This window comes from Bacillus sp. RC252, assembly GCF_044909215.1.
GTDB lineage: Bacteria > Bacillota > Bacilli > Bacillales > Bacillaceae_G > Bacillus_A > Bacillus_A mycoides.
Map to the genome: position 1 here is coordinate 143,342 of NZ_JBIYDV010000003.1, position 19,733 is coordinate 163,074.

21 protein-coding genes and 2 other annotated features are annotated in these 19,733 nt (G+C 36.3%); of the genes, 4 read left to right on the plus strand and 17 right to left on the minus strand.

Annotation, left to right across the window (positions count from 1 at the left end; all coding sequences use genetic code 11):
* The first annotated feature begins 59 nt into the window (after window positions 1-59).
* The 3 genes from ABH960_RS05855 (at window position 60) to ABH960_RS05865 (ending at window position 1,668) form a co-directional block, all read left to right on the plus strand.
* Window positions 60-773 carry a CPBP family intramembrane glutamic endopeptidase gene (locus ABH960_RS05855; RefSeq protein WP_404443539.1) on the plus strand — a complete coding sequence of 238 codons (714 nt, stop codon included), beginning with the start codon at window positions 60-62 and terminating at the stop codon, window positions 771-773.
* Between the two features lie 142 nt (window positions 774-915).
* Window positions 916-1,287, plus strand: a complete 372-nt coding sequence (locus tag ABH960_RS05860) for a DNA-binding protein (protein ID WP_404443542.1) — start codon at window positions 916-918, stop codon at window positions 1,285-1,287.
* Window positions 1,288-1,311: 24 nt separating this feature from the next.
* The gene (locus ABH960_RS05865) at window positions 1,312-1,668 is read left to right on the plus strand and encodes a hypothetical protein (protein ID WP_016092408.1); all 357 of its coding nucleotides are present in this window, start codon (window positions 1,312-1,314) and stop codon (window positions 1,666-1,668) included.
* A 21-nt stretch (window positions 1,669-1,689) separates the two neighbouring features.
* On the opposite strand, the gene ABH960_RS05870 is transcribed toward ABH960_RS05865, so the two are convergent.
* Together ABH960_RS05870 and ABH960_RS05875 are read right to left on the minus strand one after the other, a co-directional pair.
* The gene (locus tag ABH960_RS05870; RefSeq protein WP_002088915.1) at window positions 1,690-3,483 is read right to left on the minus strand and encodes a DHA2 family efflux MFS transporter permease subunit; all 1,794 of its coding nucleotides are present in this window, start codon (window positions 3,481-3,483) and stop codon (window positions 1,690-1,692) included.
* Between the two features lie 12 nt (window positions 3,484-3,495).
* On the minus strand, window positions 3,496-4,149 hold the full coding sequence (locus tag ABH960_RS05875) for an HlyD family secretion protein (protein ID WP_002088916.1): 654 nt from the start codon (window positions 4,147-4,149) through the stop codon (window positions 3,496-3,498).
* A 296-nt stretch (window positions 4,150-4,445) separates the two neighbouring features.
* Between ABH960_RS05875 and ABH960_RS05880 the strand changes: the two genes are divergently transcribed.
* Window positions 4,446-5,063, plus strand: coding sequence for a TetR/AcrR family transcriptional regulator (locus ABH960_RS05880; RefSeq protein ID WP_404443547.1), 618 nt, complete (start codon window positions 4,446-4,448; stop codon window positions 5,061-5,063).
* A gap of 41 nt (window positions 5,064-5,104) precedes the next feature.
* On the opposite strand, the gene ABH960_RS05885 is transcribed toward ABH960_RS05880, so the two are convergent.
* From ABH960_RS05885 to mutM, 15 genes are all read right to left on the minus strand, one after another.
* Window positions 5,105-6,190 (minus strand): M42 family metallopeptidase, encoded by a 1,086-nt coding sequence (locus tag ABH960_RS05885; RefSeq protein WP_002129347.1) that lies wholly within the window; start codon window positions 6,188-6,190, stop codon window positions 5,105-5,107.
* Window positions 6,191-6,259: 69 nt separating this feature from the next.
* The gene (locus ABH960_RS05890) at window positions 6,260-6,751 is read right to left on the minus strand and encodes a dUTP diphosphatase (RefSeq protein WP_002015469.1); all 492 of its coding nucleotides are present in this window, start codon (window positions 6,749-6,751) and stop codon (window positions 6,260-6,262) included.
* A 668-nt stretch (window positions 6,752-7,419) separates the two neighbouring features.
* A complete protein-coding gene (gene rplT, locus ABH960_RS05895; protein ID WP_001138364.1) occupies window positions 7,420-7,776 on the minus strand; it encodes a 50S ribosomal protein L20 in 357 nt (118 codons plus the stop codon).
* A gap of 38 nt (window positions 7,777-7,814) precedes the next feature.
* On the minus strand, window positions 7,815-8,015 hold the full coding sequence (rpmI, locus tag ABH960_RS05900) for a 50S ribosomal protein L35 (protein WP_001125945.1): 201 nt from the start codon (window positions 8,013-8,015) through the stop codon (window positions 7,815-7,817).
* 21 nt (window positions 8,016-8,036) lie between these two features.
* Entirely contained in the window at window positions 8,037-8,540 is a 504-nt protein-coding gene (gene infC / locus ABH960_RS05905; RefSeq protein ID WP_002015470.1) for a translation initiation factor IF-3, read from the minus strand.
* A 63-nt stretch (window positions 8,541-8,603) separates the two neighbouring features.
* Window positions 8,604-8,724 (minus strand) — a sequence feature (ribosomal protein L20 leader region).
* 206 nt (window positions 8,725-8,930) lie between these two features.
* Complete coding sequence (thrS, locus tag ABH960_RS05910) at window positions 8,931-10,868, minus strand: threonine--tRNA ligase (protein ID WP_002034275.1); 1,938 nt, start codon at window positions 10,866-10,868, stop codon at window positions 8,931-8,933.
* 47 nt (window positions 10,869-10,915) lie between these two features.
* Window positions 10,916-11,143: a binding site (T-box leader), on the minus strand.
* A 31-nt stretch (window positions 11,144-11,174) separates the two neighbouring features.
* Window positions 11,175-12,056, minus strand: coding sequence for a putative sporulation protein YtxC (gene ytxC / locus ABH960_RS05915; protein WP_404443557.1), 882 nt, complete (start codon window positions 12,054-12,056; stop codon window positions 11,175-11,177).
* A gap of 389 nt (window positions 12,057-12,445) precedes the next feature.
* Window positions 12,446-13,384: a primosomal protein DnaI gene (gene dnaI, locus ABH960_RS05920; protein ID WP_002015473.1), complete on the minus strand. Its 939-nt coding sequence runs from the start codon at window positions 13,382-13,384 to the stop codon at window positions 12,446-12,448.
* A 33-nt stretch (window positions 13,385-13,417) separates the two neighbouring features.
* The gene (locus tag ABH960_RS05925; protein WP_404443561.1) at window positions 13,418-14,824 is read right to left on the minus strand and encodes a replication initiation and membrane attachment family protein; all 1,407 of its coding nucleotides are present in this window, start codon (window positions 14,822-14,824) and stop codon (window positions 13,418-13,420) included.
* A 144-nt stretch (window positions 14,825-14,968) separates the two neighbouring features.
* The gene (gene nrdR / locus ABH960_RS05930; protein ID WP_001203686.1) at window positions 14,969-15,430 is read right to left on the minus strand and encodes a transcriptional regulator NrdR; all 462 of its coding nucleotides are present in this window, start codon (window positions 15,428-15,430) and stop codon (window positions 14,969-14,971) included.
* Between the two features lie 196 nt (window positions 15,431-15,626).
* On the minus strand, window positions 15,627-16,010 hold the full coding sequence (gene speD / locus ABH960_RS05935) for an adenosylmethionine decarboxylase (RefSeq protein ID WP_002003660.1): 384 nt from the start codon (window positions 16,008-16,010) through the stop codon (window positions 15,627-15,629).
* A 388-nt stretch (window positions 16,011-16,398) separates the two neighbouring features.
* Window positions 16,399-17,427: a glyceraldehyde-3-phosphate dehydrogenase gene (locus ABH960_RS05940; RefSeq protein WP_404443564.1), complete on the minus strand. Its 1,029-nt coding sequence runs from the start codon at window positions 17,425-17,427 to the stop codon at window positions 16,399-16,401.
* 109 nt (window positions 17,428-17,536) lie between these two features.
* Window positions 17,537-18,139, minus strand: a complete 603-nt coding sequence (gene coaE, locus ABH960_RS05945) for a dephospho-CoA kinase (protein WP_002129351.1) — start codon at window positions 18,137-18,139, stop codon at window positions 17,537-17,539.
* Between the two features lie 53 nt (window positions 18,140-18,192).
* Window positions 18,193-18,825 (minus strand): sporulation membrane protein YtaF, encoded by a 633-nt coding sequence (ytaF, locus tag ABH960_RS05950; protein WP_002129352.1) that lies wholly within the window; start codon window positions 18,823-18,825, stop codon window positions 18,193-18,195.
* 72 nt (window positions 18,826-18,897) lie between these two features.
* Complete coding sequence (mutM, locus tag ABH960_RS05955; RefSeq protein WP_002015480.1) at window positions 18,898-19,728, minus strand: DNA-formamidopyrimidine glycosylase; 831 nt, start codon at window positions 19,726-19,728, stop codon at window positions 18,898-18,900.
* Window positions 19,729-19,733: the final 5 nt, after the last annotated feature.

Sequence of the window (19,733 nt, forward strand, 5' to 3'; positions counted from 1 at the left end):
CACTCAAAAGCAAAATACTTTATAATTAAATATACAAATATAAAGAGGTGATTTTACAAATGCAACCCGTTACACAACTTTCTAATGAGCAGAAATACTCTATGTCATGGGGACAATTTATTAGCTCCGTTTTATTCGCTTTTTTCGGAACCGGACTTATTACTGTGTTCCTCGCAATGCCCTTAACAATTTATACAGCCGGTCTTACAGATAAAAAACAAATTGCTCTGTATGAATCTATTGCAAATACTGCAAGTATCGTATTACAACTAGCCGTGTTGTTATTCTTCATTTTCAAATTCGAACCCGCAAAAAAATTACTACTAAAATCTTTTAACTTTAAAGTACTTAAAGAATGGCGTACATACGTATACTTACTTCTTTTCTTCGCTATAAACATTATACTCAATTACATCTTGTTAAATTATGTGTTCCAAGACGCAACGAAGCAGCAATCTTCCGCACTAAACTTAGACGTTTTTAAGCAGTATCAAATATTATTACTTCTCGGCTTCGCTATACTCACACCAATTTTTGAAGAACTTATTTTCCGTGGCTTTATACTTCGCTTCTTCTCAGAGCGCTTTCCATTTTGGATTGTAGCCATCATAACAAGCTTCTTCTTCGGTATCGCTCATACATACTCACTTGGAGTAATGGTAATTACTTTCTTCATGGGATTATTAATGGCTATTTTATGTGAAAAAACAAAATCCATTATTCCAGCTATGTTATTTCATATTATGAATAATATGTTAGCATTCTTGAATTAGAAAGAGGTGTCATCGCGATACCTCTTTTATTAATTCGTATCATCACTTCTCATTTCTATCAATTTATACATATTTATTAATAACATCCAAAATAAACCTCATGTAGTAAAATATAGCTCATCACCATAGAAGGAGATTATTTATGTCGAGCTTACTTTGGATTTTTTATATGCCACTTCTTGTTTTATGCGGATTTTCCGGTGGTATTTTTTTAATTATTACTAGCATTAAACATCTTAAATTATTTGTGGGTTTAATGGGGCTACTTATCCTATCTTTTGTCACACTACCTTTTGTTTTTTGGGGCATGGGGGTGAATAGCGATACGATCCTCCCTATTTCAACTACTTTATATTGGATACTGTTTTCTTTAACTGGATTATTGGCAGGATTAAATGGATTACAGGCAAAGATTAAAAGTATACGTAATATGGGATTCATTATTTTTATCGCTGGCATATTAGGGGTTATTTTCTGGGTACTTATGTCTGTAGGGGATTCATTCTATATATAATATTTTATCGGAGGTAATACAGAAGTGTTTGGAATATTAACTTGGATGGTTTTGGCTCTTACTTTGATGTTATGCCAATTCATCGTTGGCATTTTTTTAATTATTGCTGGCATTAAATATCGTAAATCACTTACTATTATAGCTGGTTTGATTAGCATATCGCTTATCTTTGTTCCTATCATTTGTATAGGTTTTGGAATAGATTTAGAGGGGATGGTTCCAATTTCAGGAACTTTATATTGGTGTTTCTTCTCTTTAGCTGGACTATTAGCTATTATAAGCGGAAGACAAATATCCAGCATTCGTGCTATGGGAACAATTTTGTTTATAACAGGGCTGTGCTCCGTAGCTGGTTATCATTTTTTATATCTCACTCTTTAAAAAGACAAAAAAGCAGGGAAATTAATTCCCTGCTTTTCTATTTGGTTTATTGCCTGATGGTAAGAAGAACGATAACACCCAAGCAATACCTGCGAGTATTGTCGCAATTAAGAAGGCATCGTTAATACCGTTAATTGCAGATAGCTTTGAAATTTGTCCGAATAATAGTTGTGTACTCATCGCATCTCCTGCTTGAGCTGATCCGGCTAATGCCGCTAAGCTTTGGCCCATACCGTGTACTTTATCAACTAAAATCGGGTTTGACGTTGTTAACATATTGCCATAATCCGCTACGTGAGCAGTAGTTTGTTGCGTCATAAGCGTGATTAATATCGCTGTTCCAATTGAACCAGCTACTTGTCTTGACGTATTTTGCGTTGCTGTACCGTGAGAAATTAATTTCATCGGCAGTGCATTCATACCAGCTGTCATAATTGGCATCATAATGAATGACATACCAATTGAGCGTATAATATAATCCGTCATAATAACGCTATACGGTGTATCCATCGATAACGTTGTAAATTTATATGTCGCAAATGTTGTAATGGCTAATCCGACAATTGCTAACGGACGAATACCATACTTATCAAATAGTTTACCTGCAACTGGTCCCATGATCCCCATAATTAATGATCCTGGAAGTAATAATAAACCAGATTCCATCGGTGTAAAACCGCGAATGTTTTGCAAGTATACTGGAAGTAATAACATACCTCCGAATAAGGCCATCGTTACAATCGCGTTAATTACTAATGTGAAAGTGAACGTCGGATATTTAAACACTTGTAAATCAAGCATTTTATTGTCTGTTGTTAACTCTCTCCAAATAAATACAGCTAAACCAATGACACCGATGATAAGTGTTATAACAACTTCTGCACTAGTCCAGCCATTATTTCCAGCTTCACTAAATCCGTACAGTAAGCTACCTAGTCCAATACTTGAACTAATAACACCGAATACATCTAACTTTGTTTTAGACACTGGCTGAGCTAGTGTAAAGAATTTTAAAGATAAGAACGTAATAATTAAACCGATAACAAACATCCCATAGAACATTAAGTTCCAGCTATAGTTTTCAATTACCCAACCTGTTACAGTTGGTCCGATAGCTGGTGCTAAAATCATCGCTACCCCAAGTAGTCCCATAGCTGCTCCGCGTTTATTAGGCGGGAATAATGTCATGAAGATATTCATACCAACTGGCATTAAAATACCTGCACCAACCGCTTGAATAACGCGGCCCGTCATCATCATTGTGAAGTTTCCTGATGTAGCACAAATGATAGATCCTACAGTGAAGAATAACATTGCTGCTATGAATAATTTACGATACGTAAACCGTGAAACTAAAAATGCACTGATTGGTACTAAAATTCCGTTTACAAGCATGAAGCCTGTAATTAGCCATTGTGCTGTTGAAGTTGATACGTTAAATTCGTTCATTAATGGAGGCAGTGCAACATTAATGATCGTTTGGTTTAAAATAGAAACGAACATACCGAGAATTAATACAGCTACAACTGCTTTTACATTCACATTCTCTACCGGCAATTGTCTCTTCAGCATTTCTTTTTCCTGTTTTACTTGCTCTTGCTTCCCTGTTTCTAATTCCACTACATTAGAAGCTTCTGTTTCTTGTTTTTGTTCAAGTTCTTTCTCTACTGTTTCTGCTTGACTTACTTCTATCTTACTTACGGCTGGGACTTGTTCTTCTCCCACATTCGTTTTTTTCTTTCGTAAAAGACGATTTATAAGGAAGAAGACGATTATACAAAATAGTGCATATCCTACAATTGCAATTGAGGACATCTCATCTCCCCCTTACTTATGAATACGAACTGACACATTCATTCCAGGAACAATATTTACTGATTTACTATGATCTAAAGAAATTTTAACTGGTACAACTTGCTTTACTTTCGTATAATTCGCTGTTGAGTTACTTGATGGTAACATCGAGAATGTATTCGCCGTTGTTAATCCAACTTGTTCTACTTTTCCTGTTAACGTTGTATCTGGGTATGCATCTACATACACATCTACTGTTTGGCCTTTTTGAACATCATCAATATTTGTTTCTTCAATATTTGCTGTTACCCATAAATTGTTCATATCAAATGCGTAAGCAATTGGGCTTCCTGCTCCAACGAACGCATTAGTTGTTGCGTTTGATTGTACAACTGTTGCATTTTGTGGAATTGTTACATCTACTGTTTGCTCACCATTTGCTCCTGCTACAGTAACCGCACCTAATTTATCGTTCTCATTGTAGTTTTTTCCTACTTCAGCTTTCCAGTCTGTTAATTTACCTGCTACTGGTGATGCAATTGGGATTACTTTCCCATCAATCTTTGCATTTTCTGTTTTTAAATAGTTTTCCGATTGATTGTAATAGTAATAACCGCCAATACCGCCGCCAACTAATACAATTAATGTGATAATGTTGATAATTACCATTCTTCGAAACTGATTCATTGCATTCCTCTCCTTATATCGCATATAATTTTTTTCTAAACTATTTACACCCTTAGTGTTTATGTTGTTTAATTGTTAATTATATTAACCTTTAAACAAAAAAAGCACACCTTTTACGATGCAAACTATGTTTTGTCTGCATCCTAGCGGTGCTGATTTCTAAAGGACTATCGTTTATAATTATAAATAATTATCCCGAATCTACAACCAACAATTTAAACCTATATGTTGTTTAAACAACATTACACTATACATGTGTTGTTTAAATTCAAAAAATTAAACGAGGTGAAGTAAAAATGTCTATTAAAAATACAAATGATCCACGTGTAAAACGAACGAGACAACTCATACAGGATGCTTTTGTCGCTTTAGTAGGCGAAAAGGGCTTCGAAAATGTAACTGTGCAACATATCGCGGAACGTGCTCCTGTAAATCGCGCTACATTTTATAGCCATTACCATGATAAATATGATTTATTAGACAAAAGCATAGAAGAAATGTTAGAAAAATTAGCTGAAATAATTAAACCACAAAATCGAAATAAAGAAGATTTTCAGCTCACTTTTGATTCACCGCATCCAACATTTTTAGCTTTGTTTGAACATATAGCAGAAAATGTGAACTTCTATAACGTTATGCTTGGTGATAAAGCCGCTGGAAACTACTCTTATAAAATGATGAAAACAGTCCAAACACATTTAACATTAAGCTTATCTATTTCACAACCTGATGATGAAGAACTCATGGTTCCTCGTGACATTCTTATTAGTTATGTTACAGGGGCTCATATCGGAATGATTATGTCATGGTTAAAAAGAGGCATGATTTATACCCCGCATTTCATGGCAATGCAATTAACTCGCTTAATTATTTTAGGAGCCCATACTGCAGCAGGATTAGAAAGACCGTTTTAAAAATGAAAAAAGCGAAGGAGGTTATCCTTCGCTTTTTTCTATTAATTAAATGTAATGTTATGTACAGCCTCTTTATCAAGACGTTTAATAACTTCTACAATTAACTTCACTGCGTTTTCATAATCATCACGATGTAACATCGCTGCATGAGAATGAATGTAGCGTGTCGCAATCGTAATTGCCATAGACGGAATACCGTTTACAGAAATGTGAATTGCTCCTGCATCCGTTCCCCCGCCCGCTACAGAATCATATTGGTATGGAATTTGTAATTCATCAGCAACATCAACTACGAAATCACGTAAACCTGTATGACCAATAACAGAAGCATCATATAAAATGATCTGCGGTCCATCGCCCATTTTACTTTGCGCTTCTTTTGCCGTTACACCTGGTGTATCCCCAGCAATACCTACATCTACTGCGAATGCGATATCGGGCTTAATATAGTTTGCAGATGTTTTCGCACCACGAAGACCAACTTCTTCTTGTACAGTACCAACGCCGTATACAACGTTTGGATGCTTTTCATCTTTTAATTGTTTTAATACGTCAATTGCAATTGCACAACCAATTCGGTTATCCCATGCTTTTGCAAGTAACATCTTTTCATTCTTCATCACTTGGAATTCGAAGTACGGTACAACTTGATCTCCTGGTCGTATGCCCCACTCCATCGCTTCTTCTTGGCTAGAAGCACCAATATCGATGAACATGTCTTTAATTTCAACTGGCTTTTTACGAGCTTCTGGAGGTAAAATGTGCGGTGGTTTTGAACCAATTACACCTGTTACATCTCCTTTACGCGTTACAATCGTTACGCGCTGTGCAAGCATAACTTGCGACCACCAGCCACCCACCGTTTGGAAACGAAGGAAGCCTTTGTCATCAATTTGCGTAATCATAAAGCCGACTTCATCTAAATGACCTGCAACCATAATTTTCGGGCCGTTTTCTTCCCCAACTTTTTTCGCAACTAAACTTCCTAAATTGTCAGTAGAAAGTTCATCTGCAAACGGCTCAATATATTTCTTCATTACTTCACGTGGTTCGCGCTCGTTACCCGCAATACCGCGTGCGTCTGTTAATTCTTTTAGCATTGTCAATGTATCGTCTAATTTTATCATTGCCAACACCCTCCTTTTTCTTCAGTCACTTTATTATACAAAAGGAAATTGAAATATTCAAAAATTAAATTAGTATCCTTGTGTTTGACGCTGATGATTTACTTCATTTTTATCTAAATATGCTTTTTCAATTTCATCTTGTTCAAATTCAAGCGCTTGTCCAAGGCGAAGATAGCTTGTAAATAGTTCAATATAGTTCGTAATAGAAGGTTGATCTGTAAAACGAATTACTTTCGCATATGTGTCTAAGAAAATTTCCACTTGTGTTTTATTCGTTTGCGCACATTTATAGAATAAGAAGTTTTTATCAATTCCTAAATCGATTCCGATTGATAAAATAAAGTGTAAACCATCTACGTATTCTTCTAATATTACTTCACGTTCTGAAGCTGGTTTATTGCTCCAATATTTAAAACAACGTGTTTCATTTGCAAGTTCTCCAATTTCTACAAGAAGAGCTAACATTTTTTCTTTTAACAATTTTTTCGGTTGTAAGTCATGTTCTTTCACAATACGGTCATCTAATTCTTTTTGTAATTTAAATAGTTGTAGTAAGTCCATTCTATTGTCCTCCTCCAACATCGCATTTTCCGCAACAATGTTGTTTCATCTCAAAGTTCATTATTATTTTTCGTTTCTTATTAACAAGTCAGCTACCTACATCTTATAAAGATAGCTTGTCCTTAATTTGCAAATACGTTTCAATCATCACTCATATATTGTTCACTTGATGAAAGTTCCATATCATCTTTCCATTATAGCAGTGTCGTTTCTGCTAGGAAAGATGCACTTCTCACGAATGAGTTCAAATAAAGTGAAACTTTAATAAGTGGGGGGTTTTGTTCATCCCCACTTATTATTAGCCTTCACCAATCGGGCTTTTACGGGCAGTTGATCTCCCACCTAACTTCTTTGCTCCAGCTGAATTTTGAGGTGGGAGTTTTACTGCCCGCAAATAGCGGGATAAAAAAAGTCAGGAGGATTCTCCTGACTTTATATATATATTCTTTTATATCGCTATAGCTTTTATATTGATTTTGTCATATCGATAACGACACATCCGTTAATCTTTCCTACTTTCATGTAAAAGCCTCCTCGTTATCGTTACAAAAGTTCTTACAAGCACATCTTAATATACTTGAGCAAGAAATAACGATAATAAGTAGAGGATTTTACAATAAATGCAAATAAAAAAACCTTAGAAGAAAATCTTCTAAGGTTTTAAACAATTAGTTAATGTTGTTTTTTGCAACTGTTGCTAATTCAGCGAAAGCTTTTTCGTCATGAACAGCTAAGTCAGCAAGCATCTTGCGGTTAACTTCGATGCCAGCATTTTTTAAACCGTGCATTAAGCGGCTGTAAGAAAGACCATTCATACGAGCTGCTGCGTTGATACGTGTAATCCATAATTTACGGAAGTCACGTTTCTTTTGACGACGGTCACGGAATGCATACATTAGAGATTTCATAACCTGTTGGTTAGCAACCTTAAATAATGTACTCTTAGAACCGTAGTAACCTTTTGCTAATTTTATAACTTTTTTACGACGTTGACGAGTAACTGTACCACCTTTTACTCTTGGCATAATATTACCTCCTAGTTTGTTCTATATATCAGCCGAACTTATTTTAAGTTGTCAAGCATTTGACGAATGCGTTTGAAGTCACCAGCGCTAACTACACCAGCTTTACGTAGTTTACGTTTAGCTTTTGTAGATTTGTTAGCGAATAAATGGCTTGTGTAAGCGTGAGAACGCTTCAGTTTACCAGATCCAGTCTTTTTGAAACGCTTTGCAGCGCCGCGATGAGTTTTTTGTTTAGGCATAGGTATTTCCTCCTCTATCTATTACTTATCGTTTTTCGGTGCTAAAACTAAGAACATACTACGTCCTTCCATTTTAGGCTTAGATTCAATTGTACTAACTTCAGCACAAGCTTCTGAGAAGCGATCTAAAACACGTTGACCGATTTCTTTATGAGTAATGGCACGTCCTTTAAAGCGAATTGACGCTTTAACCTTGTCGCCTTTCTCTAAAAACTTGACAGCATTACGAAGTTTTGTGTTAAAGTCATGTTCATCAATTGTTGGACTTAAACGAACTTCTTTCATGCTAATTACTTTTTGATTTTTGCGCTGTTCTTTTTCTTTCTTCTGTTGCTCAAAGCGGAATTTACCGTAGTCCATAATGCGGCATACTGGTGGTTTCGCATTTGGAGCAACCAATACTAAATCAAGATTAAGACCTGCAGCTAAGTCTAAAGCGTCATTACGAGACTTGATTCCAAGTTGATCGCCGTTTGCGCCAACTAAGCGTACTTCACGTGCACGAATTTGCTCGTTAATCATCATATCCTTGCTAATAGTAAGCCACCTCCAAGGTTTTCTTAGAATACGTTTTGCAATTGTAGAACCCGAACAAAAAAAGTGCGGGCACACGGCACCCACACTTGTAATATCTCTAGTAAGAAATACATTTACCTGCTAACTGCGAATGCGTCCATCAGGTGAGAAGCGGGTGCTTCTACTTGTCAAAACCATATTCTATTATCCTTGATGAGTTTATCATAGGACATGACGTCTGTCAAGAAGACGCGATGTGTTTTACTAACAACAAGAAATATTGTAACAAACAACCAGCATACTTGCAATACTTTTTTATGATAAGTATTGTTTGGTTATTTTTTCTAGATTTTCTTTTTTATTATACATAAAAAAGCCGCGGTATACCGCGGCTCTTTCTTATCGTTTTCCTTCTACCTTAATCATGTCAACAAACGCATCTAATGCGATTGTTTCTGATTTTTGTTCACCATATTTACGTACGTTAACGCCATTTTCAGTAACTTCATTGTCACCTACTACAAGCATGTACGGAATCTTTTGCATTTGTGCTTCACGGATTTTGTAACCAATTTTCTCTTCACGAGTGTCTAATTCAACACGGATACCAGCACGTCGTAATTCATCTTGTACTTTCTTCGCATAGTCTAAATGTACTTGCGGAGAAACTGGAATTACTTGCGCCTGAACTGGAGCTAACCAAGTTGGGAATGCGCCTTTGTATTCTTCAATTAAGAAGGCTACGAAACGTTCCATAGTTGATACAACACCACGGTGAATTACAACTGGACGATGTTGTTTACCGTCTTCACCAACGTAAGTTAATTCAAAGCGTTCTGGAAGTAAGAAGTCTAATTGTACAGTTGAAAGTGTTTCGTCTTTTCCAAGAGCAGTACGAACTTGAACGTCAAGTTTCGGACCATAGAATGCCGCTTCACCTTCAGCTTCATAGTAATCAAGACCCATTTCATCCATAGCTTCTTTTAACATACCTTGTGCTTTTTCCCACATCTCATCATCAGCATAATACTTTTTAGTATCTGCTGGGTCACGATAAGATAGACGGAATGAATAGTTTTCTAAACCGAAATCTTTGTACACTTCTAACGTTAAGTTTACAACACGTTTTAATTCTTCTTTAATTTGATCTGGACGAACGAAAATGTGCGCATCATTTAAAGTCATTCCGCGTACACGTTGTAATCCAGATAATGCTCCAGACATTTCATAGCGGTGCATTGTTCCAAGTTCCGCAATACGGATTGGTAATTCACGGTAGCTGTGAATATCGTTTTTATAAACCATCATATGGTGAGGGCAGTTCATTGGACGAAGAACTAACTCTTCATTATCCATTTCCATTGATGGGAACATGCCATCACGGTAATGGTTCCAGTGACCAGAAGTTTCATAAAGTTCTCTACTTCCTAATACTGGAGTGTATACGTGATCATAGCCTAAGCTTGCTTCTTTATCAACGATGTAACGCTCGATAATACGGCGAATTGTTGCACCTTTTGGTAACCAAAGTGGTAAACCTTGTCCTACTTTTTGGCTATTAGTAAATAGTTTTAACTCTTTACCTAATTTACGGTGATCGCGCTCTTTCGCTTCTTCAAGCATACGTAAGTGCTCATCTAATTCTGCTTTCTTAACGAATCCAGTACCGTAAATACGTTGTAACATTTTATTATTGCTATCGCCGCGCCAGTAAGCACCAGCAACACTTAATAATTTAAACACTTTAATCTTCCCTGTAGATGGAAGGTGAACACCACGGCAAAGGTCGAAGAATTCGCCTTGCTCATAGATTGAAATAACTGCATCTTCTGGAAGATCGTTAATTAAATCTAATTTTAACTCATCGCCGATTTCTTCAAAGCGACGAAGTGCTTCTGCACGTGGTACTTCATGACGAACGATTTCTAAGTTTTCGTTCACGATTTTTTGCATTTCTTTTTCGATTTTCTTGAAGTCCTCAACTGTAATTGCTTCTTCCATATCAATATCGTAGTAGAAGCCATTTTCGATTACTGGACCAATGCCAAGCTCAAGCTTAACATCTTTATATAAACGTTTTAACGCTTGTGCTAAAAGGTGAGCTGTTGAGTGGCGTAAAATATATAAGCCATCTTCAGAATCTAATGTAATAATAGAAACTGCACCATCTTCTTCGATTGGTGTAACAAGATCAATCATCTCATCGTTTAATTTTCCAGCCACAGCTTTTTTCTTTAAGCCTGGGCTAATAGAAGCTGCGATTTCTTCAGTTGTTACTCCTTTTGGAAACTCCTTCACAGCTCCATCAGGGAAAGTAATTTTAACTACATCTGCCATCACTGGTCACTCCTCTTTTTTTCAAAATAAAAAACACTCATCCCATAAAAAGGGACGAGTGTTGAATTCGTGGTTCCACCCTTGTTCCAATTAACCTTATTGTTAATTGCTCAAGTTCAACATAACGGTGTTGTCCGTTAGCAATTACTAGAAAAACGTTCACTGCTAAAGTTTAGAGGTGGTAAGTAATAATCCCGTACTAGGAAGCTCGCACCCTAAGGCTTCCCTCTCTGAAAATCGTAGATAACTACTCATGTCCTCATCATGACATTTCAATATATTTCATTTATGTAGGTAATTATATGCTCAAAAACTTAGAAAATCAAGGGCGTTACCTTTATTTTTTAAATTTTTCACATTGCGCTCAAACTCATGCAAACCATGTAATTGGACCCGTTCTTGAAATACATTTCGCAAAGTAACAATCATGTTATGATCTTGTTTTTTCGTATATAAATAAATCTTTTTCGGCGAAATAGAAAGAAGTGGTGCAATTACTTTCGTATCGATATATACATCCTGTTTCTTTAATAATTCTTCATCTATATATTGAACCAATTTCTCCTGTTTTAAACGCCTACCTTTATCATCATAGAAAATAAAACTTTCATCAAAAATAAGATGTACACAGGACAAACGTGATTTCCGGCTACTTACTTGTTGGCGAAGTGTCTCAATGAATATTTGGTATTCCTGCTCCATCTTATACTCATCAATTGCAACTTCAGCAAGCTTAGTTACCATTTCCCTATATGTACGAAGACGAAAACGAACGTATGATGAAAACGAGAATGAGAGCGGATCACAAAGCCATTCATTCAAAGACGACGCAATATAAGATTCAAATTTTTGACGTGTTAAATCACTAGCTACTCCTTTTCTTCTTTCCTTTAAAATCTCATGTGCCATATGCAATATTTGATGACACTCTTCTTGTTCTTCATAAAAAAACTTTTCCTTTAAAATGGTATGAATCCATTCATTTTGTTTCACATTCATAATGAAATATAGTAATACTGGCAATAAAATCTTTTCAATATAATTTGATTCACATAATGGTATATGAATAACAACCTTTTGTTCATTTAAATATACACTTGTTTCCTTATATAAGGATTCTGTTCTTTTCGTTAGTTGTCTGTATACGTACACAGCATCATTTTTTTCTTCGAAGCAAATTTCAATCACTTTTGTCCCCCCTTTTATCCCCGCTCTAAAGGATTGCATCTATACGTTACAAATCCTATAAGAGTCCGATCTATGGAAGTTCACTCTTAGTAGAAACCTATCTCCCATCGTTAGAACATCCACTCGATATGGCTTGCTAATTTTATATATATTAAGGGAGGGAGAAAAAAATGATACAAGCTACTCTGAAAAAATGATTAAAATAAAGTGAAGCTTTAATCAGTGGAGGTTTTGTCCATCCTCCACTGATTATTAGCCCGCACCAATCGGGCTTTTACGGGCAGCAGGGCTCCCACCTAACTTCTTTGCTTTACAGCCGAATTTTGAGGTGGGAGTCTTACTGCCCGCCAATAGCGGGATAAAAAAGAGCAAGCTTCTCAGCTCGCTCTTTACTTATTACGACGATTTTTCCCGCCAATTGGGATTGGCTTCGCTAAATATTTAATTCGTTCCATAATACGGGCTGCTTTCATCTCTTCTGCTTCACCGCGCTGTGTATACGTTAAATGATGTTCCAACTGTTTGAAATCAAAGTTAGATGTAAAGAACGTCGGTAAGTTTTCCAACATACGGAATTGCAAGATTGCACCGAGTACATCATCACGTACAAAACTTGACATCGCTTCTGCCCCGATATCATCTAACATTAATACTTGTACACGTTTGACAGCATCAATCTTTCCGCTAATCGAATTATCTTGAATCGAACTTTTGATTTCACGTAAAAATTCAGGGAAGTATACGAGCATCGAACTAATTTTCTTTCGCGCAAGCTCATTTGCAATTGCCCCTAAAAGATACGTTTTCCCTACACCAAATTTACCGTACAAATATAAACCTTGTGCTTTTTTACCTGGTTCGTATGTGTTTAAAAATTCATTCGTTGCACCTATTGCATCAATACGTGCATCTAAATCTGAAGGGTCTAAATTTTCCATAGTTGCCTGCAAAATGTCAACTGGCATATATACACTTTGAACGAGTTTTTCATATTTTTTTCTCTCATCATATGCTACTTTTCTAATACAACGATCGTATTGAATATCAATCATCTTACCTTGAATGACGAGCTTCGGCTCATATCCTTGTAGCATATTTTTACATGACCCTAAATCTGGACAATCCGCACACCCTACACTTTGTCCAATATATTCATATAACTTCACAAGACTTCGTTCAATCATAGAAGTCGTTACTTCACCTTTATGTTCGTCTATAAATTCTTTCACACGAGGGTGCGCCATCACTTCTGCCTTTAAGACTTCATATCTATTTTTAAAGTTTTTATTTTCCATTAATTTCGTAAATGAATTTTGAATATGCTCCATTTTCTCACCTCAAAGAGCGTTCATTTTCTTTTATTAATCACGCTTATATTTTTTCAATACTTCTTCTAATCGTTTCCGTTCATCTTCTAACGTACTTGCATCTTTTTTCGCACTTACGTCATTTTTTACAGGTTCTTTCTCTTCTTCTTTCGACTCTTCCTTAAGCCAATCTGGTACCATTTCTTTTCGCACTGTTTTCTTCGCTGTACGACCTTTTTTCTTCGTCTCAGCCCACTCTTGATATTGACGATTCTCTTCTTTTGCTAGCGCCATCGCCTCGCCTACTGTACCGACCTTTTTTCGCGCCCAATGTCCAGCAATCTTCTCGACATACGTTTTAGCAAGCTTCATATCTGAGCGTAGCATAACGTAATAAATAAGTACATTCACAACCCCTGGCGTTAATTTTTGATTTATCATTACATCCTCAACGATTTGCAAGTCCGCTTTCGTCGCCTCTGCACCGCCTGAAATCTCTTTCAATAGTTGTTTTGGCGAGATTTCCTCTAACTGCTTCATTAGCATCTCTTCTTGCGTAGATGGCTCTTTCTCTTTCATTGTACGAGCAGCATGAGGTTGCACTCTTTCACTTAATACAGGTAACGCTTGACCATTTTCGAATTGATACCAATCGCGTGCTCCCTTCCGAAGCCTTTCGATATCAATTGTTTGCACTTCTGTCACTGCGCCAAGAACGATATTTTGCATCGATAACACATCCACACCGTACACATAAGCGAGTGTAATAACACATTCTCTCACTTGATCTGTAATCGCCTTTTTAGGAACAAGCGCTGATAGTCCGTCTACAAATAAAGAGAAATCAAAGAAGTCGTTCCAAACTTTCGGAGCATCCCCATTCTCGTTACTTGGCATAATTGTCGTTTTCGGGATACGCAGTTCTTCTTGCGCATATTCAAACTGACCTGGGTTAAACGAATCAAATATATCGTTGAAGGAGCGCGTAACATTTTCATAAGAACCAAAATCGAATTCTTCTTCTAAGAAATATTGCTTTACTTGGTTGTATTTTGTCCGACTCAAGCGATTATATAAAAAGATACTTAAAACAATATCATCAAAAAACTGCTTCGGAGATAAAGGTGGTTGCAATTCATATATAAACATTCGAATATCTTTTTCTTTCTTAATATATACATTTAAAAGACCAATCGCTTCTAACCTTACTCGTTCCCCATATATTTCAGGAAGTTGCATTTGCATAGTCACCATAAGGGAGTGATGTGTATTCTCTTTTCCAAACACACGATCTTGCTCTAACTCTCCCCATAGTGTCATGTATAAGCTAAAAGCTCTACTACCTATTAACGGCTGATACAACATCGTTAATACTTTCCGGTCGTAATTATGTAACAACCCTTTCGCACTTACTTTATAACGATCAATCGGCAATAGCTCCATCCATGACTGTTTTTCCATTCTTGCTTTTCCTTTCTCTCATCCAATCTAACCTACATTTCACTCGTTCTATCTTTATTATATAATTTATTAGCGAAAAAGAGCTATTAGCTTCCGCTTCTAGCTCTCTTATCTCGTTTACTTACAGTAATAAAGAGATTTCTTCTACTCTCTCTCTTTTTGCAGTATATCTTTTAATTCTTCAATAAATACATTTAAATCTTTAAATTGACGATACACAGAAGCAAAACGTACGTAAGCAACATCATCAATATCACGAAGTTCTTCCATAACAATTTCACCAATCATATCACTTTTCACTTCTGATATACCTAAGTTACGAAGTTCACGCTCCACACTTTGTGTTACTTCCTCTAACTGCCTTAAAGATACAGGTCTTTTTTCACACGCTTTAATTAAACCGCGTAAAATTTTCTCTTTATTAAACTCTTCTCGTGTTCCTTCTTTTTTAACAACGATAAGAGGTGATTCTTCTACTCTTTCAAATGTCGTAAAGCGACTTAAACAACTTTCACACTCTCTTCTTCTTCGAATAGAGCGTCCCTCGTCTACCGGACGCGAATCTAACACTCTTGTTCCATTATGAAAACAGGATGGACAACGCAATTCATTCACTCCTTTACACTATAATCTTTATTCTTTCGCTACTCACCTACATGTGAAAATATATATACAATATTATATAACTCATTCTTCTATAATGACCACTCTAAGTTATTACATATCATGATCCTATTTTATATAAACTAAAAAAGAGGTGCATTATACACCTCTTTACATTTTAAATCAATTATGTTCTTTTTTAAAGAGCTTTTGTTTCTCTCTGCTTAATTTCGAAGCTACCAGTGCCTCGAGGAAGCTCGATGCTCTCACGCGTTTTCGCGTTTAAACCTTCTGCAATATATTCTGCAGCAACATTTGGATCAATACGATCCCCACAAGTATAAACATCAATACTTGCGTAACCGTGCTCCGGAAAGCTATGAATTGTTAAATGTGATTCCGAGATAATTACTACTCCACTTACACCTTGTGGTGCAAATTTATGAAAAGCAACCTCACGTACTTCAGCACCAGCTCTTAGTGCTGCATCCACAAATAATTGTTCAATATACGGCATGTCATTAAGCTTGTCGAAATCGCAATCCCAAAGTTCAGCAATCACGTGACGACCCATCGTATCCATAGTATCCATTCTACAGTTCCCCCTTGTAAATTTATTCTAACTGTTCGAATTGAAAACTAATTTGCAATTTGGCTTGCTCCACTACCACGGGGGAAAGTTAGTCCAGAGAGGTCCTAACCCTTTAAGTAGTGACTACGTACCTCAGCTCTTAAGTTTACGAGTGTTAGTATACTTTGTTTATTTTCATTTTGCAACAACAGTTTTTTCGATTTTCTGTCATATTTTCCTCTTTACTTTTCCCTAAAAAAAATTAATGATTCACGAATACAGTAATCCCAACGTTCCGTGGTATGTCCACTATTTGAAAATATATTCATATAATTTTTTCCCTTTTCAGAAAAAAATAAAAAAAGAGGGCAAATATTTACTTGCCCTCTCTCTATTTCACTTAAATATGTTGCACATTTTCTTGTTTTGCTAATTCATCAACAACTAACGTTACAAGATCTACAACACGACGAGAGTAGCCCCACTCGTTATCATACCAAGCAAGCACTTTCACTTTACGATCACCCATTACTATTGTAGATAAACCATCAATAATAGCTGAGTGTGTATTTGTATTAAAGTCGATAGACACTAAAGGCTCTTCGCTGAATTCTACAATTCCTTTTAACGCACCGTTTGCAACAGTTTTGAATGCTTCATTAATATCTTCAACTGTTACATCACGTTTTACGTCTACTACTAAATCAACAAGAGACACGTTTGGTGTTGGTACACGAAGTGCCATACCATGAAGTTTTCCGTTTAAGTGTGGAAGAACTTTTGCTAGCGCTTTTGCAGCACCCGTCGTTGTTGGAATGATAGACTGTCCGCAAGCACGCGCTCTTCTTAAATCTTTATGTGGGTTATCAATATTTTTTTGGTCATTTGTATAAGCGTGAACAGTTGTCATTAAACCGTTTTCAATTCCGAACTGCTCATCTAACACCTTTACAACAGGCGCTAAACAGTTTGTTGTACAAGATGCATTTGAAATAACAGTATGTTTTGTAATATCTAATTGGTCTTCGTTCACACCAACTACGATTGTTACATCTTCATTTTTACCAGGTGCTGTTAAAATAACTTTTTTCGCTCCAGCTTCAACATGAAGAATTGCTTTTTCTTTCGAGTTAAATTTACCAGTTGCTTCAATTACAACTTCAACACCTAGATCTTTCCAAGGCAACTCCTTTGGATCGCGGTTGTTTAAAAGGCGAATCATTTTCCCATCAACTAGTAAGTGATCTTCAAATGCTTCCACTGTTCCGTCAAACTTTCCATGAACTGTATCATATTTAATTAAATGCGCTAACGTTTCTGATGGATAGCTTGCATTGATTGCTACAATTTTGAATGCGCTTTCTTTTATTGCTTGACGAAATACCATTCTCCCGATACGTCCAAATCCATTAATTGCCACACGAATCATAATATGTTATCCCCCTTGAATGCGTTATACTATTTATCTCCAATCCCAATAATAGTATAACACAAAAAGGAGATATGTCACTAAGCATTTTCATTAATTTCACAATTTTTTAATCAATAATGTTCCATTCTTTCAAAATAGAAGCTAATTGTGTTTTCGTTCCAGTAATTGTGCCATCATTATAAATTACCTCATCTGCCTTCTTTACTTTTTCTTCTAATGGCATTTGAGATTGAATACGAGCCGTTGCTTCTTCTTCTGAAAAGTTATTTCGTTTCATTAAACGTTCCAATTGCGTATTCGGTGTGACTGCTACAACTAAAACACGATCAACGAGATTTGTTAATTTACTTTCAAACAAAAGAGGGATATCTAACACAACCGCTTGCATACTTTCTTTTATGTACATCTCCTTTTGTGCATTCATTTCTTCACGCACCGCAGGATGAACAATTTCGTTTAACTGCAATCGTTTTTCTTCATTATAAAAAACGACACTCCCAAGCTTTGGTCGATCAAGCTCTCCATCTTTTTGTAACACTTCCGTTCCGAACACCTCTACAATTTTGTTATATGCCGGTTTTCCTCGTTCTACAACTTCTCGCGCAATAATATCTGCATCAATAACCGGTATACTCATTTCACGAAACATTTCTGATACCGTACTTTTTCCGCTTGCAATGCCTCCTGTTAATCCAATTACTACTGTCATAATAATCCTCCTCACAATATTAAAGGCGCGAAACTAATGTTCCACGCCCATACTTACATTTTCCAAATTCCAATAATAATGAGTAATACCCCAGGCAGGAATGTAAATTTTTGTAACCATTTCATATTTGATAAAATCGTACCGAGCTTCATTCCAATAAATAAAAATAAAGAACTCATAACCGCGACTAATACCGCCATCATCGCGGGTGCATAACCTAATAAAGATGCACCAATTCCAGCACCAAACGAATCTATAGAAAGAGCGATACCGAGAAGTAGCGCTTCTCCTGCAGAGATAGTTCCTGATTTATCAAAATCTGCAACAGTCGGCTTCCGCAAAATTTGAATCACTAACCCTAGCGAAGCAATTTCTAGTTTCCAAACCTTTTCCTCTTGCTTCGGTTCTTCTTTTTTATCACTTCGAAAAAATTGATATAATACCCAAATACCTATTCCAATAAGAACAAATCCGCCGATACGCGTTGCGATAACAGGTGAAAATATTTTCGCGATCATATGTCCAATTCCCATGGAAACGAGCATTACAGCTGCTGAACAGATCCCGATAATTATAATTGATCTTAGTGGAATTCTTACGCTCCTTAACCCGTATGTTAGCCCTACACTACAGCTATCTAAGCTTAATGTAAAAGCTAATAAAATAAGAGATAAATAAAGGTACATCGGTAAGCTCCTCCCTTATACATAGCTCTGCTCTATGTATATGACAAATGCCTATCCGATGTTATCCCTTTTCTATATTCTAGGTTGGCAAATTGGGCAGTAATGTGTTCCCCTTCCGCCAACAACTGTTTTTTCTAATAGCGTACCGCAAGTCACACACGGTTCTCCTTTTTTCCCATATACATTTAGAAGTTCCTGGAACGAACCAATTTGTCCTTGTGAATTAATATACGTTCTAATTGTACTTCCGCCTCGCTTAACAGCTTCGCCCAGCGTTGTAACAATCGCCTCGTAAATTCTTTCTATTTCTTCTTCTGTTAAAGATGCAGCTTCTCGTTCTGGGTGAATTTGAGAACGGAATAACACTTCATCTACATATATATTTCCAAGCCCTACTAAAAGACGCTGATCTAATAATACGACTTTTATTTTACGATTTGTTTTTTGCAATCTTTCTTGTAAATACTGCGGTGTTAATTCAGCATCAAATGGCTCCGGGCCTAAGTCAGCAAGAGGCATTTGATTCAACTCTTCACCTTTCTTAAAGAGATGCATCGTACCAAACTTTCTCACATCTTTATAATGTAATTCAGTTCCATCTGTAAATAAAAAACGGACGTGCGTATGTTTATCAATCGGCTCATCCTCTTGATGAAGTAAAAACTTACCTTCCATGCGCAAATGTGAAACAATTACATAGTTCGTTACATACAAAAGCAAAAACTTACCTCTTCGCTTTATATTTTCAATTGTCTCGCCTCTTAGCATTTCTTTAAAAATTTCTGCATCATCCGGTCGTTTTACTATTTTGGGATAAGTAATAACGACATCTTCAATCGTTTTTCCTGTTACAAGATTTTCAAGCGTCCGTCTAACGTTTTCAACCTCTGGTAATTCCGGCATTTCAT